The organism is Streptomyces sp. NBC_00872 (genome assembly GCF_045161915.1).
Classification (GTDB): Bacteria; Actinomycetota; Actinomycetes; order Streptomycetales; family Streptomycetaceae; genus Streptomyces.
Genome location: NZ_CP108806.1, coordinates 5,600,069 through 5,620,408, shown reverse-complemented (window position 1 = coordinate 5,620,408; position 20,340 = coordinate 5,600,069). Strand labels below are relative to the sequence as shown.

Here is a 20,340-nt window from a genome sequence, read left to right as displayed (position 1 = left end):
ACCGCGTGCCGCCTAGTGTGTCTCCGTTGAGGGCTGTCACGCCGCCGTGCTGTCGCACCGCCGCTCTTCGGGCCTTCCGGGCCCCGCCCGAGCCCGATGGACCGGCCGTACGAACAGCACCCGGCGCTGTCGGGCCCGGGGTCGGCCGGCGTGCGCGTGACGACGCCCGTACCGTCCTCGGCCGCGCGGCTCCCGCCCCATCCCCGCCGTCGTAAACGAACGGAACAGACGGAATGACTCAAGCGACACTGACTCGGGCACCCGGTCCGGATCCGGAGCCGGTACCCGGGCCGGGGAGCGCCTCCGCCCCTCCGAAGGACTCCTCGGCGCCCAGGCACGACCGTATGCGGGCCCTCGACGGACTGCGCATCGTGGCGGCGCTCATGGTCTGCTTCTACCACTACTCGGGCAGAGGCGGCCAGATCACCCGCTCCTGGGGCCAGTCGCCGAAGGAACTGTTCCCGGATCTGTCGGCGATCGCCGTCTACGGTCCCCTGGGCGTCCAGTTCTTCTTCATCATCAGCGGCTTCGTCATCTGTATGAGCAGTTGGGGCCGGTCGCTCGGGGACTTCTTCCGCTCGCGTGTCTCCCGGCTCTATCCGGCGTACTGGGCCGCCATCGTCGTCACCACCGCCGCGGCCGTCGTACTGCCCTCGGTCGTCGAACCGCTGCGCCTCAACGAGGTGCTGGTGAATCTGACCATGCTCCAGCAGCCCGCGGGGGTGGGCCGGGTGCTCGGGGTGTGCTGGACCCTCTGGGTCGAGGCGCGCTTCTATCTGCTCTTCGCGCTGTTCGTGGTGTGGAAGGGCGTCACGTACCGCAGGGTCGTGATCTTCTGCTGTCTGTGGACGGTGGCGGCGGTGGTGGCCCGGGTCGGCGACCTCCCGCTCACCAACGAGATCGTGATGCCGGACTACGCGCCGTTCTTCGTCGGCGGCCTCGCGCTCTATCTGATCCACCGGCACGGCAGCGATCTGCTGCTCTGGGGCATCGTGGGCGTGAGCTGGCTGCTCGGCCAGCGCTACGCGACGATCGGGCTGTGGAACCCCGAGGCGACCGATGTCTTCCAGCCGCGCTCCCCGCACGTCATCCTGCTGATCGTCACCATCGCCTTCGCGGCGGTCGCGGCCGTGGCCCTGGGCTGGCTGCGCTGGGCGAACTGGCGCTGGCTGACATTCGCGGGCGTCCTCACGTACCCCTTCTATCTGGTCCACGAACACATCGGCTGGTTCACGATCAGCGTTCTGCACCGCCACTTCGGCCTGGAGCCGAGGCTGACCCTCGTCGCCACGGTCCTGCTGATGCTGACGCTCGCCTGGCTGATCCACCGGCTGGTGGAGAAGCCGTTCGGGCCGCGTCTGAAGCGCACGATGAAGCGGCAGGCGGACCGGGTACGGAGCCGGGCACACGCCTGACCGCCGCCTGACCGCCGGGCCGGCCGCCGGCCGATCGCGCGTCGGGAAACGGGACCGCGGCCCCGGACGCACAGTCCGGGTACGCGCCGAGTCCGGGCCGGGGCTCCCGCCTTCAGAGGCCGTTCGCCGTCGGCTCCCCCGACGCGCTGAGACAGCCCTCGGACGACCCGCCGAGATGCGCCTCGCAAGGAGTGCCGGCCGCCGGACCGCGGTCGGCGCTCCGCCGGGTGTCCGCCGTACGGGCCCGGTCCGGGCGGAGCATGATCGTACGGGAGACCACGAAGGTGACCGGTACGGCCGTCGCCGCGGCGACCAGCGGGGCGTAGCGGCTGCTGAGATGCAGCACGTCCACGAGCAGATAGACCCCGGTCGTGGTGATCACGAAGTTCGCGGCGTTGGTGAGCGGGAAGAGCAGGAACTTCCGCCAGGTGGGGCGCGTCCGGTAGGTGAAACGGCTGTTCAGGAAGAACGAGCCGGTCATGCTCAGCAGAAACGCCAGGACGTGCGAGACGACATAGGAGAGCCGGTTCAGCAGCACCAGATAGCAGGCGTAGTACGTGCCGGTGTTCACCACGCCCACCATGGCGAATCTGACTAGCTGGCCGCGAACCGTCATCGTGTACCGGCTCTCCGCTCTCCCTGGCTGGATGCGGCCGGTGTACTCGTCGACCGGCCATCTGGAGTGTGGCACAGCCGGATTGCCCGGACGCCGTACGCCGTCTGACGTGCACCCGACAGCTCGCGTCGGTCCAGACCCATTGACGAATGGTCTGGACCAACTTTACGTTGAGCGCGTCGCATCGCACCGCGTATGTCTCCGGGTCCCCCCACAATCCCGGCGGGCCAGGGGCGCGAAGGGAGCACAGCATGATCGCTCGGACGGTACGGCCTCGGACCGCCCCACCCCGGACATCACGGCTTCGAACGGCACGGCTCCGGACAGCACGACTTCGGACAGCACGGCTTCGGACAGCACGACTTCGGACAGTGCGACTGCTGGGGGCCGGTCTCGCCCTGGCCTTCGTTCTGCAAGGGCTGATCGCCGCGGCACCCGGCGCTCCCCGTGCGGTGGGCGCGGCGCAGGACGTCACCTGCGCGGTCAAGTCGAAGCCCACGGGCAAGGTGCTCCAGGGGTACTGGGAGAACTGGGACGGCGCCGCCAACGGTGTGCATCCGCCGCTCGGCTGGATCCCGATCACCGACAGCCGTATCCGTGAGCACGGCTACAACGTGATCAACGCGGCGTTCCCGGTGATCCGCTCGGACGGCACCGTCCTCTGGGAGGACGGGATGGACTCGACGGTGAAGGTCGCGACCCCGGCCGAGATGTGCCAGGCGAAGGCCTCCGGGCTCACGACACTGCTGTCGATCGGCGGTGCCACGGCCGGTATCGACCTCAGTTCGAGCGTGGTCGCCGACCGGTTCGTCGCGACGGTGGTGCCGATCCTGAAGAAGTACAACTTCGACGGGATCGACATCGACATCGAGACCGGCCTCGTCGGCAGCGGCAGCATCACCACACTGTCGCCCTCGCAGGCCAATCTCATCCGCATCATCGACGGCGTACTCGCCCAGATGCCCTCGAACTTCGGCCTGACGATGGCGCCCGAGACGGCGTATGTCACCGGGGGCAGCGTGGCGTACGGCTCGATCTGGGGCGCGTATCTGCCCATCGTGAAGAAGTACGCGGACAACGGCCGCCTCTGGTGGCTGAACATGCAGTACTACAACGGCAGCATGTACGGCTGCTCGGGCGACTCGTACTCCGCCGGCACGGTCGCGGGCTTCACCGCGCAGACGGACTGCCTGAACAGGGGCCTGGTCATCCAGGGCACCACGATCAAGGTCCCCTACGACAAGCAGGTCCCGGGACTGCCGGCGCAGACGGGCGCCGGGGGCGGCTATATGGCGCCGAACCTGGTCTCGCAGGCGTGGACCCGGTACAACGGCGCCCTGAAGGGTCTGATGACCTGGTCGGTCAACTGGGACGGCTCGAAGGGCTGGACGTTCGGGAACAACGTCAAGGCGCTCCAGGGCCGCTAGTCTCCAGGGCCGCTGGGTCCTGTCCGGTCGGTCTTCCCCGGTCGGTCTTCCCCGGTCGGTCTTCTCCGGTCGATCGTCGTGGGTGGTGTCAAGGGCCCCGGGTGTTCAACGCCCGGGGCCCCGCCCGTACTTGGGCCGATGCCGCTCTACGCCCTGAACTTCTGCTGGCGCTCCAGCGTGCGCCGCAGCTCCAGCGGGAGCGCGTGATAGGCGCCGTAGGCGCGCTCGGTGTCCCAGAGCAGATTCTGCAACTGCTGCCGGGCCGCCGTGTGATCGCCCACCGCGAGCAGCAGATTGGCGACGCGGTGCCGGATGTCGAAGGCGCGGCCCGGGTCGGTGGCGGCGCCCGGCTGCCCGCTCTCGTAGTACGGAAGGACCGCGCGGTACTCGGCCAGCGCGGCGGACGCCTCGCCGAGCTGCTCCAGACACTGCGCGGCGTCGTAGCGGAACTGGAGCGTCTGCGGATCGCCGGGGCCGGCCTCCGCCGTACGGTCGTCGGCGAGTCTGCGCAGCTCGGGGAGCGCGCGGCGGTACTGGCCGTCGTCCATCAGCGTCGAGGCGTACTGCTTGCGCAGGATACGGACGACCGGGGAGTGCTCGCCGTGCTCCTCGGCCGCCGCCGGGAGGATATCGCCGAGGATGTCCACGGCCTGCGCGATGCTTCCCTCACCGAGCAGCCGTTTGACCTCGTCGACCGCGGCGGCGATGTCGGGCCGCCGCGCCGGGACCGGAGGCCTGCGCGGCGCGGGCGCGGTCGGCGGTGTGCTGACACGGTCGGGCCAGGGGGCGTGCGGACGCAGAAAGGGGCGGGTCGGATCGAGCGGTCCCGTCGCCGAGCCGCGGCGCAGCGGCAGCAGCGGGATGAGCTCCTCGTACACCTCCTGCGCACCGGCCGGCCGGTGCTGCGGATCCTTGGCGAGCAGCCGCAGTACGAGCGTCTCCAGCGCCTCGGGTATCTCGGGTCTGATCCTGCGGACCGGCAGCGGCGCCTCGTAGAGATGGCGGTGCAGCACCCCGAGGGCGGTGGTGCCCGCGAACGGGACACCCCCGCTGAGGAGTTCATGGAGGAGCACGCCGAGCGCGTACAGATCGGTGTACGGGCCGACCGCGCCGCCCATGGCCTGCTCGGGGGCCATATAGGCGGGACTGCCGATGGGCGAGCCGGTGTGGGTGAGCCGGGTGGTGTCGCTGTCGATGACGGAGGCGACGCCCAGGTCCAGAACGGTGACCGTGCCATCCGGTCTGACCATCACATTGCGCGGCTTTAGGTCGCGGTGGACGATCGGCACGGCGTGCACGGCGGCCAGTACGGCACAGAGCTGGGCGGCGACCGAGGCCGCCCAGGGCCAGGGGTAGGGATCGTGCTCCGCGAGATGGTCGGCGAGGTCCGCGCCCTCGACGTACTGCATGACGAGATAGAGGTCCTCGTCGTCGCTGCCCGCGTCATGGACGGTGACCAGCCCGGGATGGTCGACCCGGGCGGTGACCCGGCACTCGCGCACGAAGCGCCGCCGCATCTCCTCTGCGGCCGTCGCTGCGGCCATCCGGTCGGGGCGGAGCAGCTTCACCGCGACCCGGCGGTCGAGCCGCTGGTCGTACCCCGTCCAGACCTGGCCCATTCCGCCCTGGCCGATGAGCGTGGACAGCTCGTAACGACCGGCGATGACACGTCCGTTCACCGGTCGTTCCGGCCTTCCCGGCCTTCCCGGCCCTCCTGGCCTTCCTGCCCCTTGCGCAGGATGTCGCTCAACTCGTCCAGCTCGGCGCGGACCTGGTCGATACGGGGCGGAGTCTGCGACGGCGCCGACTGCGGGTGTATCCGGGGCTGGGGGTTGGGCTGGGGGTTGGGCTGGGGGTGGGGCTGCGGCTGGGCCGGTACGGCGTACGGGGGCGGATAGGCGTAACCGTACGGCTGCGGCACCGGCGTCGACGCTGTCGGCGACGGCCCGTACGCGACCGCCGCCGCCCGGCGCTCACGGGAGAAGTGCCTGATGTCGAAGACCAGGAAGTACGTGGTGATCCCGATCGCCATCAGAACGAGGACGACCAGCAGGGCCATGTCCGAGGAACGCGGTTCCTCCGTCTGGCCCGTACCGATGTACATCAGCGCGCCGAAGGCCACCACCACGGTGGCGCAGAACAGCACCCAGTCGACCGGGCGCTTGCGCACGACCGCGATCCTCAGCATCGCCGCCCAGCTCAGAAAACCGAAACTCAGCACCGTGAGAGCCACGAACAGCACCCGCAGGAAAATGAGCACGGCGGTGTGCGGTCGCCGCGGGGGCGGCGGCGCGAAGCCGGGGCCGAACATGACTGCTCCTGGGTGCCTGGTGGACTGGGCTCGCACGGGAATGCGGATCCGAGCGTATACACCGACACGGACAACGGGTTACGGGTTGCGCCGAACCGTTGTCGAGCTGATCACATCGGGACGCTGCCGTCCGCCAGACCGTCGTACAGCCCCTGTACGAGCTGCTCCCCCAGCTGTCCCGCCAGCCTCAGCGCGTCCTCGAACGCGGCCAGCGCGCGGAAGTGTTCACCGTACCGCCGCTGGTCGGCGAGGGGCAGCCGGGGAAGCTGGAGCCTGCGCACATCGAGCCGGGTCGCGGTGGAGGCATAGCTGCTGGCCCGGCGGGCGTTGGCGGTGCCGCGCAGGAAACCGGCCAGGAACCACGGGTCGAGGGCGGCCGGGTCGGGCCGCAGCAGCTGGAGGTTACGGCCGAGCGCCGCGCCCGCCAGTGCGGCGTCCATGACCCGGGCGACCGCGCCGCCGCCGAGGACGGGCACGACCACATCGCCCTCCTGGATCCGTACGGGCTCCTCGGCCGCCACGCCCTCGGGAAGTACGCCGGAGGGGGCGCGGCCCGCGAGCACGTCGTGCTCGGTGAGCACGGGGACGGCCGTGACATCGGCGGTGGCGCCCGAGCCGCCGGCGTACAGCACGAGGGCGCCGGCGCGGGCGAGTTCACCGACGGTGGTGGTGGGCCGGTGGAGGGGCGCGGCCGGTTCCGCCGCTCCGGACGGCCGGGCATCGCGGGCATCATCGGCATCGCGGGCATCACGGGCATCGCGGCCGTGGGGCCACGGGGTGAGTTCGGCCGTCAGCCGGAGCGTGTCGGCCAGCCGCTCGCGTACGAGGGCCAGTTCGGCCGTACCGCCCGCGGCGGCCGGGGGCGGGAGATGGCGGGCGGGGGTCAGATCCACATCGTCGTCGAGGAGTTCGACGACCGGCACCGCCCGGCTGACACCCGGTCGCTCCTCGGCCGTGCCCAGCCGGTCGAAGGGGTGCCAGGCGTCGAGCACGGTGGTGTGGACGGTCGTCCAGTCGACGTTGTCCCGGCCGCCGCCCGAGTCCCGGCCGCCCGCCGCGGAGAGTTCGGCGGTGTCGACCAGCAGCAGCTCGGGGGAAGGGCGTTCGCCCGCGACGGGCTTGCGCAGGACCCAGAGATGGAGCGGGATGCCATAGGGAGGCGCGGCTCCTGCGGGCAGGGCGACCACGGCGCGCAGGGCTCCACGGCGCAGCAGATCGGCGCGGACGCGACGGCCGGAGCGGCGGGACGCGACGGCGGGCGGCATCAGCAGGACGGCGGTGCCGCCGGGGCGCAGCCGGGCGAGCGCGTGCTGGGCCCAGGCCAGTTCGGACTCCGTGCGGGCCGGGAATCCGTACTCCCAGCGCGGATCGTAGGCCAGTTCGTCATGGCCCCAGTTGCGCTCGTTGAACGGCGGGTGGCAGAGCACGATGTCGACGGCGAGCCGTGGGAAGGCGTCGGCGCGCAGTGTGTCCCCGGCGCGCGTCCGGATCTCGGCGTCCGTGTGATCCGTACGGTCCTCGTGACCCGTACGGGCGGATTGGTCCGTACTGCCTGTGCCACCCGTGCCGCCCGTGCCGCCTGCGCCGCCCGTGTGGAGGGCGAGACGCAGTCCGGCGAGCGCGGCCAGTTCCGGGGCGGCGTCCTGGGCGTACAGGACGGCCGCGTGCGGTACGGCGCACAGCAGCGTGCCGGTGCCGCAGGCGGGGTCGAGGACGGTCACGTTCCCGGCGGAGGGAGCCGGGGCGGACGGGGCCGGGCCCGGGGCGGACGGGGCCGCCAGCGCGGCCATCAGCGCGGCGGCTTCGGGCGGGGTGGGCGTGTACTGGCGCGGATTGGCGTCGAGATGGCGGCCGAGCAGGAACTCGAAGGTGTCACGGGGACCCAGCTCCGCCGCCAGTTCGGCGACGCCCCGCAACAACGGGACGGAAGGAAGCAGTTCACGCAGGCCCGGGGTGTGAACAGCGCTCTCCACCGGCGCGCCGAAGTGCGGGGCGAGCACCTCGCCGAGCGCCACCGGCAGCAGTTCCGCGAGCTGGGTGTCCGGGGCGGTGGCCAGTTGCCGCCACAGGGTCGGCCTGTCCCGTACAAGCAGCAGGACGCAGCCGGCGCGGACAAGGGCGGTCGCGGCGGTGGCGCTGTCGCTCGCCAGCTCCTGCCAGACCCGTTCACGCAGCGGCACCTCGGCGAGTTTCCCCTGGTCGCGCAGCCACCGCTCGACCTGGCTCAAGGCGAAGGACGGGCTGGTCTCGGTGCCGCCGACGGGCTGGGGGAAGTCGGCGTGCCGACGCCGCCAGTTGCTCACGGCCGCACGTCCCACCCCCGCGAGCCGGGCGATTCCCGCGGCCGTCACCTCTGCTGCGTTCTCCGGCACCTGGCTGCCTCCCTCACCCTGCGGCTCCGCTGTGGTCCTGCTGAGCGCTGAGCATAGCGGCGGCGTAGACGGACGATCCGATTCACAGCGTAGACCGACCCGAGCACCGTGAACAGTGTTGACTCGATTCACAGGCTCTGCTGTTATTGACGCATCGCTACAAGGGAGGGCATCGAAGTCCCGATCACACTCGTGTGCCGGTTCGCCGCGTTTCACATCGCCACGCACCTGATGGGCGCCGTACTCCACCTCGCCGTACTCCACCTCGCCGTACTCCACCTCGCCGTACTCCACCTCGCCGTACCTCACCCCGCCGTACCCGGAGGCACCCCATGTCGCAGTCCTCGCAGCCCTCGCAGCCCTCGCAGCCCTCGCAGCAGTACCCGCAGCACCCGCAGGCGTCGCCGTATCCGCAGGCCCCGGTGCCGCCGGGACACGGCGCTCCCGCGGCCGCCCGTAACGGTCTCGGCATCGCCTCGCTGGTCCTCGGGATCATCGGTGCCGTCGCGGGTGTGATCCCGTTCCTCTTCTGGCTGGCGGGTGTCCTCGGTCTGATCGGGCTGATCCTCGGGCTGGCCGGACGGGGCAGGGCCAGACGCGGCGAGGCGACGAACAGAGGGGTGGCCACCTCGGGTGTCGTCCTGGGTCTGCTCGCCCTGGTCCTCGCGGTGGTCGGCGCGTTCCTCACCTTCAAGATCGTGGGTGACGCGGTGAAGGAACTGGACGAGGCGACGTCCTCGGTCGGCGCCGCCCCCAAGGCGGCGGGCGGTACGGACGGCAAGAAGGGCGACGGAGCGGGCGGCGGCGCGGCCGCCGGGGCGGGCGGGACGAAGGACGGGGCCAAGGGCGAGACGCTCGGGGGCGGCGACTCCGCCGTCTACGACGACGATCTGACCGTCACGGTCTCGGAGCCCACCGCCTACACACCCGGTGAGTACGCGGTCGGCCACACCAAGGGCAACAAGGCCTACAAGGTGACCGTGGTGATCGAGAACGCCGGCGGGAAGAAGTTCGACGCCGGACTGGCGACCGTCACGGCGCGGGCCGGTGAGAACGGTGTCGACGCGGAGTCGATCTACGACGACGCCACCGGGATCGGTTTCAGCGGCACGGTCCTGCCCGGCAAGAAGGCCACGGTCCTGTTCGCGTTCGACACACCGGCCGCCGCCAAGTCGCTCACGGTCGAGGTCAGTCCCGGCATTCTGCACGACTCGTCCCAGTGGGACCTGAAGCTCTGAGCCCCCTCCCCTCTGCCCACGCCCCCCTCTGCCCGCGCCCGCTACCCGTCTGTCCGCGCCCGCTACCCGCAACCCGCTTCCGCCAGATCACAGCTCGTCGCAGCTACCGGAGAACCGTTATGACTGTCACCACCGCTCCCCGAATCCGCCGTGGCGCCCTCGCCGCCCTCTGCACCGTCGCCGTCCTGACGCTCCCGGCCTGCGGAGCGACGGGCGCGGACGGCAAGGACCCCGGCACGAAGAAGCCCGGTGCGTCCACGTCCGAGGGGAGCGACCGCCCGAGCGGGAAGCCCGAGCCGTTCGCGGATCTCTCGGGCCCCGAGATCGCCGAGAAGTCCTTCACCGCCCTCCGCGCCGCCTCCTCCCTCACCCTCCACGCCGATACGAAGGAGGACACGGGGACCGTCCTCACCGACATGGCCCTCAACAGGAAGGGCGACTGCGCGGGCACGATGTCGATGAACGGCGAGGGCACCGCGACGGTGTCCAAACTCGGCCCGACCGTCTATATGAAGTTCGACGAGAAGATGCTGCGGGCCCAGGGCAAGGGACAGCCCAAGACGGAGACCGACGCCGTGGTCGACATGCTCGCCGACCGCTGGGTGAAGACCGACGCCAAGGCCCCGGACGCCAAGGACTTCGTGGGTTTCTGCGATCTCGACGAGCTGCTGGGCGAATTCGAGAACGGCGACAGTTTCGCGCGCAAGGGACCGCTCAGCACCGTGAACGGGCAGCGGGCGATCACGCTCACAGAGACCGACGGCACGTCCGACTACACCATGTACGTCGCCACCGAGGGCGAGCCGTATCTGCTGAAGATCGTCGTCAAGGGCAAGGACGCCGGCACCATGACGTTCACGGACTTCGACAAGCCCGTCCCCGCCAAGGTCCCCGCCGACAAGGACATCGTGGACCTGGACGGCATCGGCGGCTGAGACTCGGCTCGCCGTACGGGGGAGAGGGAGGGGCAGGGGGCAGGGGCAGGGGGAGGCCACCACAGGGGAGTGGCCTCCCCCCTCGGCGTACCCCTCAGCTCCCCTTCGCCTTCCCCTACTGCCGACGGGTCAGCCGGTCAGCAGTCGGCGGTCAGCCGCCGCACTGCGCGAGCATGGTCCTCTTGTCCGGGGCCGTGACCGGCAGTTCGTACTTGAGCGCCACCTGCGCGAACCGCACCGCGTAGGCACACCGGATCTTCCTGTCCGGAGGCAGCCAGGACGCCGGACCGGAGTCGCCCTTGGAGCTGTTGGCCGGACCGTCCACCGGAAGGAGATTGAGCGGGTCGTTTATGTCGGCACCCGTAACTGTCTCAGCGGCCACTCGGTTATGCATGCGTACAGCTTGTCTCACGACGGGGAGGGCAGCTTGCGCACGGAAGAGACAGCAGGGTCCGGCAGCGCACCTGAGGCAGTGGTGGTCCTGCATCGGACCGCCGGCCGATCGGCGGTGTCGCAGAGCTTCGGCTTCGAAGCAGAAGCGGTCCTGGAGAGAGCTGGAGCCCGCGAGGGGCGACCGTTCGTTCTCGCCCCGGACGGCAGCTACGACCTCGAACTCAACCGGTTCCTGCGGGACATGGAGAACTGGGGCGTGAGGTCGGAGAACGGGATCATCGGCTACAGCACCGACATCATGCTGTACTGCCGGTTCCTGCACGAGTCCCGTGGCGGCAAGGCAATCTGGCAGACGGACGGCGCCGACCTCCGCGCGTACAAGGCCGTACGGCTGCACGGCACCGGCCCGGGCAAGGTGTCCGTGGCGACCTGGAACCGCTCCATCGCCGCACTCGACAAGTGGGTTCAGTGGTCGCTGTACGAAGAACTGCTGCCTGCGGAGCCGTTCCGGTACATCGACAAGACGGTGGTGTCTCCGCAGGGACCGAAGCGGGTACGGGTCAACGCGGACGCCGAGCCCGAGGTGCCCCGGCAGCCGATCAGGTTCCTGTCTCACGAGGACTTCATGCTGTGGCGGGACGTCGGCCTCCGGGGTCTGCTGCCGGACGGCTCCCCGGACGCAAGGTGGCGGGGCCGCAACGGCGAACGCAACGCCCTCTTCGCCGATCTCCTGATCTGCACCGGCATGCGACTGGGCGAGGCAGCCGGCCTTCTGGCGACGGAACTGCCGCCGGTCACCGGCAGCCGTGTGATCGGCGACATCATCGTCCCGGCCGCCGTGGCGAAGCGGAACAGAGCCCGGACGGTGTACGTCCGCCCCCGGGTAGCCCGCGACCTACACCACTACGTCAGCATCGAGCGCGATGAGCTGGTGCAGCGGCGACGCACTCAGGGCGTATACGAGGCGTGTGCCGATCCCCTGCCGGTGCGCCGGGCGAACCGCCACGCGTTGGCGATCGAGGGCGGCTCCACCTGGTCGTACGCACGGATCGGCACAGCGGACCGGGCACGGCTCATGCAGGTCGACGGTCAGGGGCTCGCGAACGGGCCTCTGTGGCTGTGGCTGGGCGAGAACGGATTGCCGCTGCGGAGCAGTACCTGGCAGTCGGTTTTCCGGCGGGCGAACGAGCGGTGCGCGAGCTTCGGACTGGACTTCGATGTCCACCCGCACACCCTGCGGCACTCCTTCGCGGTGCACATGCTGGGCCTGCTGCTGCGGCAGACCGTCCGGGCGCTCGGCATGCGGGAGGACCGCCGGTTCACGCACGCCGAGGTGAAACGCCTGCTCATCGGCAATCCCTTGCGCAAACTGCAACTGCTGCTCGGCCACCGTCACGAGGCGACGGTCTACACATATCTGGACGTGCTGGACGAGGCCCAGGAGATCGTGCTGGCTGCACTCGGCGACTGGGACGAACAGGCAGCCGCGTTCGAGCAGGTCCACCTGGATACGGAGGAGGACCGGTGAGCCCGCGCCGCATCCGCTTCCCCACCGTTGTCGACACCCCTGCCGCAGCGGACCTCGTGCCGTCGATCGGTCCGGTGGTCTTCACTGTGGATCTGAGCGGAAGCCCCGAGTACATCGACCTGTCCGGGCTCCCGTGTCCGCGCCTCGCCCGGGCTCTCGCCACCGCGCTCGCCGAGGTCATCAGCCTTCCCGGATCCCTGCGTGACCGCAGCGCTGTCCGCTACGTCGTCAAGCGGGTACGGGAGTTCGTCCAGTTCACAGCCGCGGCTCTCCCCGAATCCGCCGACGACCTGCTGCTGGGCGACCTGGAACCGGACCTCCTGGACGCCTTCGAGCTGCGTCTGATCGCCAGGTACGGGGAGGCGAGCAAGGAGCCGTACCTGACCATGACGTACCTCGTGCGGCTGCTGAAACTGGTGCACGAGGCCCATCCCGCTGCCTTCGACGCAGCGTTCCACGCTCGCTTGGGATTCACTTCGGCATCGGCCAACCGCGCGACGAAACCGCTCGACGCCTATCCGTTCCCGGTGCTCGACGCCCTGGAGAACGCCGCCCGGGAAAACGTCGCCCGAATCCGCGACCGGATTCTGGAAGGCGAGAGATTGGCCGTCACGGGACGCGACCCTCATCAGCACGGCTGGGACCGGCTGGAGAACGTCCTGTGGCACATCCTGAACTGCGGCCCGCTGACGGCAGACGACGTCTCGTACAAGATCCTTCGCCGCTGGGGCGGCAAGAAGGAACTCAACGGCCGCCTGCACCTCAGCCCCCGGGACTTGGTGCCGTTCCTCGTGCTGCTGGCCTGCCAGACCGGTATAGAGCCGGAGTGCATCCGGCGGTTGCGGTCCGACTGTCTGGTCAGTCCAGCACGCGGCTACGTCAGCGTCGCCTACGTCAAGAAGCGCGCCGCAGGCGCCACCCACAAGACGATCAGGGTCGCCGACGGCGGCTCCCTGCGCTTTCCCGGTGGAGTGATCCGGCTGGCTCTGCGTCTGACGAAGCGGACCCGTGAACTGATCGGTGCTGACGCACTGTGGTGCGACGTCAGTGGGTTCGGGCATCCCCGCGCGCCTTTCGATAGCTTGCACGCCTGGTCGACTGTGACCCGGGAATGGATGTCCGAGCACGGGCTCGACCACCTCACCGACCGCAGCGGACTGCCGGTCGCCCTTGATCTGCGCCGCGTTCGCAAGACGGTCAAGTCCCGGCAGTACCTGCGCGCCGGCGGAGTACTGGAGGACTTCGCGTCGGGCCACACACGGCCGGTCGCGGCGAAGCACTACGCGGACATCGACGCTCACCACGAGACCCATGCGCAGGCGGTGGAGGCGGGCCTTGAGCAGGCGCTGGGCGCGGCTCTGGCCCCACCGATGGTGCTGTCGGACGACGGCGACCGTCTTGACGACGGCGAGGCCGCGCTGAGCGCGAAGGAGATCGAGTCCGCACTCTCCGATGAGAAGGACGTGTGGCTCGCCTCCTGCCGCGATTTCTTCGCCTCCCCGTTCGCACGCAATCCTGGGGCAGCCTGCCCGGTCTCGGCCTGGGGATGCCTGGAGTGCCCGAACGCGGTGTTCACCAGTCGCCACCTGCCGAGTCTGCTGTCCTTCCTGGACTTCCTGGAGCGGCAGCGCGAGGAGTACCCGGCTGCCGAGTGGACCGCGCGCTTCGGGCTCGCGTGGGACCGCATCGTCCACGGTGTCCGAGCCCGCTTCAGCACCCGCCAGATCACCACGGCGCAGGCCATCGCCGAGGCCGATGGGGCCCGGTTGCTGCTGCCCGCGTCGTTCCTGGAGGTCATCGCGTGACTGCCGTTCCGAGGCCCAGGGCAGAGCAGCCGGGCCTGCCGCCGTCTGAGGGGTTCGTCCTCCCGGAGCGGCTCACGCTCGGCCTACCGAGCCGGGGCCCGCTCCTGCTCGATGACACTTGGGACCTCCGGTGCGTGCTCCCCCGTACGTGGCGAACGTGGCGGCTCGACTTCACACAGATCTTCGATCCGGTGACACGACACACGGCCAAGGAGTACGTCGCCTCCCGTCTGCGTCGGGGTTCGCTCGGCCTGGGGCCGCTCAAGGCCACGGCGGCGGCTGGAGAGTTGCGAGTTTTCGTCGCCGTCGCGGCGGATCTACGGGAAGCAGGCGCCGCACGGCTGTCCGACGTGAACCGCACCCATCTGGACGCGGTGCTGAAGAAGTGGAAGAGCAAGCCGCACACGGCTGTCCGTAACGTGACACTGCTCAAGCAGCTCTCGGCGCACGGACCGTTCTTGTCCGAGGACAGGCTGAACGTCCTGCCGTGGAACGGCCGCAGCGCCTACGGCGTCGCCGGAATGCAGCGTGTCAAGGGCGAAAACCTCACTCCCCGCATCCCTGAGGAGGTTCTCGCGCCCCTGCTGCGGGCGGCGGTCTTCTACGTGGAGACAGCGAGCGGCGACATCCTTGCCGCACACGGGGAGATCGCCGCACTCGAAGCAGCCCGCAAGGGCCGGAGTCTCGGGCACGGCCAGGCACGGGCGCGAGTGCTCGCCTTCATCGCCGAACGTCGCGCGACCGGCCGGGGCATCCCGGCGGTTCCTCGCGAGACCGCCCACACCGTGCCCCACGCCGTCGCCGTCAACGGAGTAGTGCACGCCCCCAACCACACCCTCGTCTCTCTCCTCGCCGGCTGCGGTAAGGCCGAACACCTACGAGCGCTGATGGTCGAGGCCGGGGAGGACATCGGATACGAGGAGGGCGGGCTCGACACCCGGCTTTCACAGTGGCCAGGCTCGGGCAAGCCATGGCGGTCACGGCTCAGCCCCTTCAGCCTGGCCAACGAGCTGTCCTTCCTGCGCACCGCGTGCTGGATCGTTATCGCCTACCTGTCGGGGATGCGGGACACAGAGGTGCGTGAGCTGGGCCGCGACTGTGCGCTCACCGAACGGGGGGCCGACGGGCGGACCCGGTACAAGATCCGCGGCAGGGTCTTCAAGGGAAAAGGACGCAAGCTCAGCGGAGAAGAAGCCGAGTGGGTTGTCCTTGAAGTCGTCCACCAGGCCGTCGCCGTTCTCCGGGAGGTCAACGACGACCCCGGGCACCTCTTCGGCTACGACGGCGGCGGCCGCAACGGGCACGTACTGCTGAGCAACCTGCCCAGGCGCATCCGAGCCTTCCGGGATCACCTCAACGAGCTGTTCAGCACTCCGGAGGGGCGCTACGTCCCCTTGGCCACGGCAGCACCTGACAATGCCGACCCGGGCGCGGATGACACGGCGGAATCCACCGCCCTTCCCTGGGCCTTCGACACCCGGCAGTTCCGCCGGACCCTCGCCTGGCACATCGCCCATCAGCCATTCGGCGTGGTAGCGGGCGCCCGCCAGTACAAGCATGCCGCGATCACCATGTTCGAGGGGTACGCGGGAACTTCGTCCTCCGGCTTCGCCGACGAGGTCGCCGCCGAGGAAGCTGTGGCCAAGCTCGACTACGTCGAGGACCTTTACCACGACTGGAACGACGGTGGTCCGTCCGCTGGTGGGGCCGCCGCACGAGTGGAGGCCGAGTTCGACCGCATCCGCAGCGAACTCGGCGACCTGCCCGGCGTCGTGGCGAGCCCGTCCCGGCTCCGGACGCTGCTGCACCACCTGACCAGGACACTCCACCCAGGCGTGCTGAACGACTGCTTCTACCAGGCCGAGACGGCAGTGTGCCGCAAGCGCGCGAAACCCCTGGGGCGTCCCGTCCCCATGCTCGACATGTGCATGCGCTGCCCCAACTCCCGGCGCTCAGCGGTACATGCGCCGCGCTTGGAGCGCGCCCGCGACATGGCGCGGGCCGAGCTCGGGGACGCAGTCGGTGTCCCGCCCCTCCAGAAGCTCGCCATCACCGAGCACCTGGCCACGCTCACCCGCCTGATCGCCGAAATCGACACCACCGACAACAAGGGCGCCTGACGATGACCGACTCCGCGGACCAGACGCTCCCCGTCGTGCAAGCCGCCTTCGCCCGGCTGACACGCGAGAACAGCGAGCTGAGCGACATCGACCGCAGGATCATGCGTGCCTTCGAGCAGCTCATGCTCGGGCGCCCCGAGATCACCGACGGCCGGACCTCGGCGGTGAACATCTGTGCCGAGGCCGGTGTCTCCCGGGCCTCGTACTATCGCTCACCGGTCTCGGCGGCGATCAAAGAAGTCCTCGGCGCCCCGCAGGCCAAGCGGCCCGAGGCCGACGAACTGAGGCAGGAGATCGCCCGGCTCAAGAAAACTGTGCAGGAGCTTCGCAGCGAGAAGGCCGTCGAGATCCGGGAGCTGCGATCGACCGTCGCGGCTTACGCGAATCAGATCCAGATCCTGGCGCTCCGGAACGCCCAACTAGAGGCGGACGCACGACGGTTGCAAGCTCAGGTCGCAGGAGGCCAGGAGCGGGTTGTCAGGCAGCTCAAAGGAACCCGGACGCCCACCGAGACGGCTTTGGAACAGTCGTGACCTCGTAGAGAGCGCCGCTGCGGACTACGCCCTTGCGCCAGGTACTCATCAGTTCGCCGCGCGCAGCCGATCCAACTCGTCCCCGATCGCCTCGCGCAGCGGCTCATGCTGCGGACCGAGTGCGAACTGCTCGTCCGTCCATCTGTCACGGGCGTAGAGCCAAACCGGCCGCCCCACCAAGTCGGCCGGCTCCCACGTGAATCGTGGCCATACGTGCGCGTGCAGAAAGCCCTCGGTATTGCCCAGGATCTCCAGGTTGACCCGGCGGAACTCCGTGTCCAGACGTCCGCAGGCCCGCTCGACCGCCTCTCCGAGCTGGTCCATGTCGGACAAGAACGACAGCCTCTTGGCCCTGGGCAGATCCGACAGTCTCTCCACACCCGGGTCATCCACGAGAAGCACTGAGTAGCCCGGCAGGAACTGCACATCGCCGATCACTGCGAATCCCGCAGTCAAGCGCCTCAGTACAGCGGGGTTCTCACCCCGCAGAGCGCTCCCGATCCGATCCATTCGCCAGTCGTCAGCCATGACCAAAACCTATCTGGTCCCCATCAGCGTCCCTTCAGCCTGCCTCTCGGCCCCTTCAGCCTCCGCATTGGCGAAGCATCATGCTCTTGTCCGCCGACGTCACAGAGAGCTCGTACTTCACTGCCACCTGCGCGAACCGCACCGAGTACGAGCAACGGATCGCCTTGTTCGGCGGCAGCCAGGACGCGGGCCCGGAGTCGCCCTTGGAAGCGTTGGGAGAACCCGAGACCGGCAGTAGGTTCAGCACGTCGTTGGCCAGCCGCTCCCGCTTGTCCTTGCTCCAGTGGGCAGCCCCCATCTGCCAGCCGTAGGACAACGGCACCACGTGGTCTATCTGCACCTCGGTGGCCTTCGCCTTCTTCCAGGCGATGTCCTTGCCGGTGTACGGGTCGTACAGAGTCATCGAGACGACCACGCAGTCCGACCCGGATCGGAGGGTGACCTTCTGGCCGTCGCGTTTCAGCAAGTCGTTTCGGGTGTCGCAGCCGTTGTGCGCCAGTGGCACGCCGTCCGCCGTGTCCATCCAGGCATACCCGAACTTCTCACGCTCGTAGCCCGTCTTCGGGCCGCGCCCCTTGGTGGCCAGCTTGGAGATCAGTGCACGCGCCGCCTCCATGTCCTTCTGGGAGGAGATCGCGGCCAGCCCCGGCTTGGTCCCGTCAGGATCTGCGAGAGGGCTGGTCCCGTGCGCGTCCGGCGACCCCGACACCACCGAACCGCCCGTCGGCGAACCCGTTCCCTCCGGCAGATCACTCGCCTTGCACCCTGCCAGCGACGATCCAAGCGTCACCACCACACAGCCGGCGGCCGCCCCACGAGCAGCCCATTTCGCGCGCCTCGTCATCTCCCCGCCCTTCCACCGGCTCATCCACCCACCGAGCCGGAACATGTCACCCGTGAGACACAGCTTGGCGGAACGCATACCCCGTCCCTGAGACACATCACCGTGAGACACCTACGCCGCCAACATAAGATCGTTGGCGATCCGCTCGCGCTTCTCCTCGTTCCACCGGGCGGCGCCCAGCTGCCAGGCGTACGAGAGCGGCACCATGTGGTCTATCTGGACGGCCGTCGCCTTCTGCTTCTTCCAGTCGATGTCCTTGCCGGTGTACGGGTCGCTCAGCGTCATCGACACCACGACACAGTCGGACCCGGAGCGGAGCCGGACCTCCTGTCCGTCCCTGGCCAGGAGGTCGTTCCTGGTGTCGCAGCCGTTCCGCGCCAGGGGCACCCCGTCCGCCGTGTCCATCCAGGCGTAGCCGAACTTGTCCCGCTCGTACCCCGTCCTGGGCCCGCGACCGGCGGTGCGCACGGTCTCGATGAGCTGCCGCGCGGTCCGCCGGTCGGACTCGGACACGACCGGCGCGAGCCCCGGCTCCGTACCGTCCGGATTCCCGAGCGGCCCGGCCCCGCTCCCGCCGCCCGGTGCCCCCGGTGCCGAGGTGCCCGTGGACGACGGGTCCACTCCCAGTTCCCCGTCGCAGCCCGCCAGCACCACCCCGAGCAGCAGCACGACACCGCCGGCTGCCCGTCCACGAGACGCACGCACTCCGCGACCCCGCACTTTGCCCGCCTTCCCGCCAACCGGCTCTGCCGGCCGCAGAGTTCCGGCACGATCCGCCTGATCCGCCTGATCCGCAGGAGACACCGTCTCACGGACACCGCCGCCCGGTGCGGCAGTCGTCAGCGGCCCCGCCCCGCTTCGTCCGTGGCGCACGGCCCCGCTCCATACGCGACGCGCGGCCCCGCTTCGTACGCGGCGCGCGGCTCAGCCCCGGGTGGCGCGCTCGGGTGGGCTGCCCAGCCGGGAGAACGCCCCGGTCAGTCCCTTCTTCAGGAACTTGGCCAAGGGCCGCTCGACGAACCGGTGGACGAGCCAGCTCAGCACCAGCATCCCGGCGATCAGCCCGGCCACCAGCAACCGCGCGTCGACGCGGTCGCGCAGGTGGTGGATCACCGCGACGCCGGCCGCGTAATGCATCAGATAGAGCGGATACGTCAGGGCGCCCGCCGTGGTGAGCCACTTCCACCGGATCCTGTCGGTCAGGCCCAGCGCGACGCCCGCCATGAAGATCAGGAAGAGCGTGTAGAGGATCAGCGAGCCCTTCCAGGTCGACACGTCCTCGAATCTGACCCGGCGCAGGATCTCGTTCTGCGACATCAGCCAGGACATGCCCAGGATGCACCACAGCAGCAGATCCTGGCCGAAGCGGTGCATCAGATAGAGGGCCAGTCCGGCGATGAAGAACCACGCGGCGTCGGGGTTGGCGAGCGTGATCAGCAGAGGGATCCCGGACTTCCCCGCGAGCACCGCGGTGGCGCCCCAGACACAGCAGAAGACGACCACCTTGCGGTAGGTCAGACCGGTGGCCACCACCAGCAGGAAGATCAGGTAGAAGCGGAGTTCGGACCAGAGCGTCCAGTAGACACCGTCGACGTCCGGCACCCCCATGCCCTTCTGGAGCATGGACAGGTTGAGCATCCACTGCGTGGGCTTCAGCGGCGGGAAGACGCCGGGGAGTGCGGTCAGGACCGCCGTGGTGAACAGCACCGCGAACCAGTAGCCCGGGTAGAGGCGGATCACCCGGGAGACGAAGAAGTCCCTCGGCCGCCGCCCCCACGACGACATGCAGATGACGAAACCGCTGATGACGAAGAAGAGTTCGACACCCAGCCAGCCGTAGGCGGCGACCGCGGAGAGATCCGGGAAGATCTCCGAGACCGGCCGGCCCCAGATGAGGTTGTCGGGCCGGTCGGCGCGGGCCGTGCCCACATAGTGGTGCAGCACCACCAGCAGGGCCGCCACAAGGCGCAGCCCGTCGATCACATAGAGCCTCGTCCCGCGCCGCCCGGCCGGTGACGCCGCGGGCCCCGAGGGCCCGTCGGACCGCTCCCGTTCGGCGGAGAGGCTGCCGGCCTCGACCATCAGGGGTTGCGGTATGTGACGCTCGTCCGTGGTCGTTTCGACCTGCTTCATATGTTCTGTTGCCCATCTGGTGCGGTCGAGGCAACTCGACGGGGCACAGAGAGCAAGCGTGTACGCCCCGGTGATTCAGCCGTTGCCCCACTGAACGGGATCCTGGCACTCAAGGCGGTCACGGCAAACTGAAGGTGTCGAG

Annotated in this window: 15 protein-coding genes and 2 pseudogenes; 8 read left to right on the top strand and 9 right to left on the bottom strand. The window is 69.5% G+C overall.

All coding sequences use genetic code 11. The features are described from left to right. Positions 1 to 233 precede the first annotated feature (233 nt). The gene (locus tag OG214_RS24205) at positions 234 to 1,415 is read left to right on the top strand and encodes an acyltransferase family protein (protein ID WP_405985939.1); all 1,182 of its coding nucleotides are present in this window, start codon (positions 234 to 236) and stop codon (positions 1,413 to 1,415) included. Between the two features lie 112 nt (positions 1,416 to 1,527). Here OG214_RS24205 and OG214_RS24200 read toward each other — a convergent pair whose 3' ends face one another. Then, positions 1,528 to 2,031 (bottom strand): GtrA family protein, encoded by a 504-nt coding sequence (locus tag OG214_RS24200; protein WP_405985938.1) that lies wholly within the window; start codon positions 2,029 to 2,031, stop codon positions 1,528 to 1,530. 377 nt (positions 2,032 to 2,408) lie between these two features. Between OG214_RS24200 and OG214_RS24195 the strand changes: the two genes are divergently transcribed. Further along, positions 2,409 to 3,458 carry a chitinase gene (locus tag OG214_RS24195; protein ID WP_405987596.1) on the top strand — a complete coding sequence of 350 codons (1,050 nt, stop codon included), beginning with the start codon at positions 2,409 to 2,411 and terminating at the stop codon, positions 3,456 to 3,458. A 146-nt stretch (positions 3,459 to 3,604) separates the two neighbouring features. Here the strand turns inward: OG214_RS24195 and OG214_RS24190 are convergent, their stop codons facing one another. From OG214_RS24190 to OG214_RS24180, 3 genes are all read right to left on the bottom strand, one after another. Further along, complete coding sequence (locus OG214_RS24190) at positions 3,605 to 5,137, bottom strand: serine/threonine-protein kinase (RefSeq protein WP_363083184.1); 1,533 nt, start codon at positions 5,135 to 5,137, stop codon at positions 3,605 to 3,607. Beyond that, positions 5,134 to 5,769 (bottom strand): hypothetical protein, encoded by a 636-nt coding sequence (locus OG214_RS24185; RefSeq protein ID WP_405985937.1) that lies wholly within the window; start codon positions 5,767 to 5,769, stop codon positions 5,134 to 5,136. The genes OG214_RS24190 and OG214_RS24185 overlap by 4 nt, the downstream gene beginning before the upstream one ends. Before the next feature lie 110 nt (positions 5,770 to 5,879). Next, the gene (locus OG214_RS24180) at positions 5,880 to 8,141 is read right to left on the bottom strand and encodes an N-6 DNA methylase (protein ID WP_405985936.1); all 2,262 of its coding nucleotides are present in this window, start codon (positions 8,139 to 8,141) and stop codon (positions 5,880 to 5,882) included. A 332-nt stretch (positions 8,142 to 8,473) separates the two neighbouring features. Here OG214_RS24180 and OG214_RS24175 point away from each other — a divergent pair, with 332 nt between their 5' ends. Both OG214_RS24175 and OG214_RS24170 read left to right on the top strand, forming a co-directional pair. Next, entirely contained in the window at positions 8,474 to 9,379 is a 906-nt protein-coding gene (locus tag OG214_RS24175) for a DUF4352 domain-containing protein (RefSeq protein ID WP_405985935.1), read from the top strand. A 119-nt stretch (positions 9,380 to 9,498) separates the two neighbouring features. Next, positions 9,499 to 10,314 carry a hypothetical protein gene (locus tag OG214_RS24170; RefSeq protein WP_405985934.1) on the top strand — a complete coding sequence of 272 codons (816 nt, stop codon included), beginning with the start codon at positions 9,499 to 9,501 and terminating at the stop codon, positions 10,312 to 10,314. 151 nt (positions 10,315 to 10,465) lie between these two features. Here the strand turns inward: OG214_RS24170 and OG214_RS24165 are convergent. Continuing rightward, positions 10,466 to 10,663 (bottom strand): annotated as a pseudogene (locus tag OG214_RS24165) (HNH endonuclease); the annotation flags it as partial. Positions 10,664 to 10,822: 159 nt separating this feature from the next. On the opposite strand from OG214_RS24165, the gene OG214_RS24160 reads away from it, so the two are divergent. From OG214_RS24160 to OG214_RS24145, 4 genes are all read left to right on the top strand, one after another. After that, the gene (locus OG214_RS24160; RefSeq protein ID WP_363081127.1) at positions 10,823 to 12,235 is read left to right on the top strand and encodes a tyrosine-type recombinase/integrase; all 1,413 of its coding nucleotides are present in this window, start codon (positions 10,823 to 10,825) and stop codon (positions 12,233 to 12,235) included. Next, positions 12,232 to 14,040 carry a hypothetical protein gene (locus OG214_RS24155; RefSeq protein WP_363081126.1) on the top strand — a complete coding sequence of 603 codons (1,809 nt, stop codon included), beginning with the start codon at positions 12,232 to 12,234 and terminating at the stop codon, positions 14,038 to 14,040. Before OG214_RS24160 ends, OG214_RS24155 begins: the two co-directional genes overlap by 4 nt. 191 nt (positions 14,041 to 14,231) lie before the next feature. After that, positions 14,232 to 16,160, top strand: a complete 1,929-nt coding sequence (locus OG214_RS24150) for a hypothetical protein (protein WP_363081125.1) — start codon at positions 14,232 to 14,234, stop codon at positions 16,158 to 16,160. A gap of 2 nt (positions 16,161 to 16,162) precedes the next feature. Then, positions 16,163 to 16,693 (top strand): hypothetical protein, encoded by a 531-nt coding sequence (locus OG214_RS24145; protein ID WP_405985933.1) that lies wholly within the window; start codon positions 16,163 to 16,165, stop codon positions 16,691 to 16,693. Positions 16,694 to 16,741: 48 nt separating this feature from the next. Here the strand turns inward: OG214_RS24145 and OG214_RS24140 are convergent, their stop codons facing one another. The 4 genes and pseudogenes from OG214_RS24140 to OG214_RS24125 form a co-directional block, all read right to left on the bottom strand. Continuing rightward, positions 16,742 to 17,221, bottom strand: coding sequence for a diadenosine tetraphosphate hydrolase (locus OG214_RS24140; protein ID WP_363081123.1), 480 nt, complete (start codon positions 17,219 to 17,221; stop codon positions 16,742 to 16,744). Positions 17,222 to 17,276: 55 nt separating this feature from the next. After that, on the bottom strand, positions 17,277 to 18,065 hold the full coding sequence (locus tag OG214_RS24135) for an HNH endonuclease family protein (protein WP_405987595.1): 789 nt from the start codon (positions 18,063 to 18,065) through the stop codon (positions 17,277 to 17,279). Positions 18,066 to 18,194: 129 nt separating this feature from the next. Further along, a pseudogene (locus OG214_RS24130) lies at positions 18,195 to 18,785 on the bottom strand (HNH endonuclease family protein); the annotation flags it as partial. Positions 18,786 to 18,989: 204 nt separating this feature from the next. Next, positions 18,990 to 20,198: an acyltransferase family protein gene (locus OG214_RS24125; RefSeq protein ID WP_405985932.1), complete on the bottom strand. Its 1,209-nt coding sequence runs from the start codon at positions 20,196 to 20,198 to the stop codon at positions 18,990 to 18,992. Positions 20,199 to 20,340: the final 142 nt, after the last annotated feature.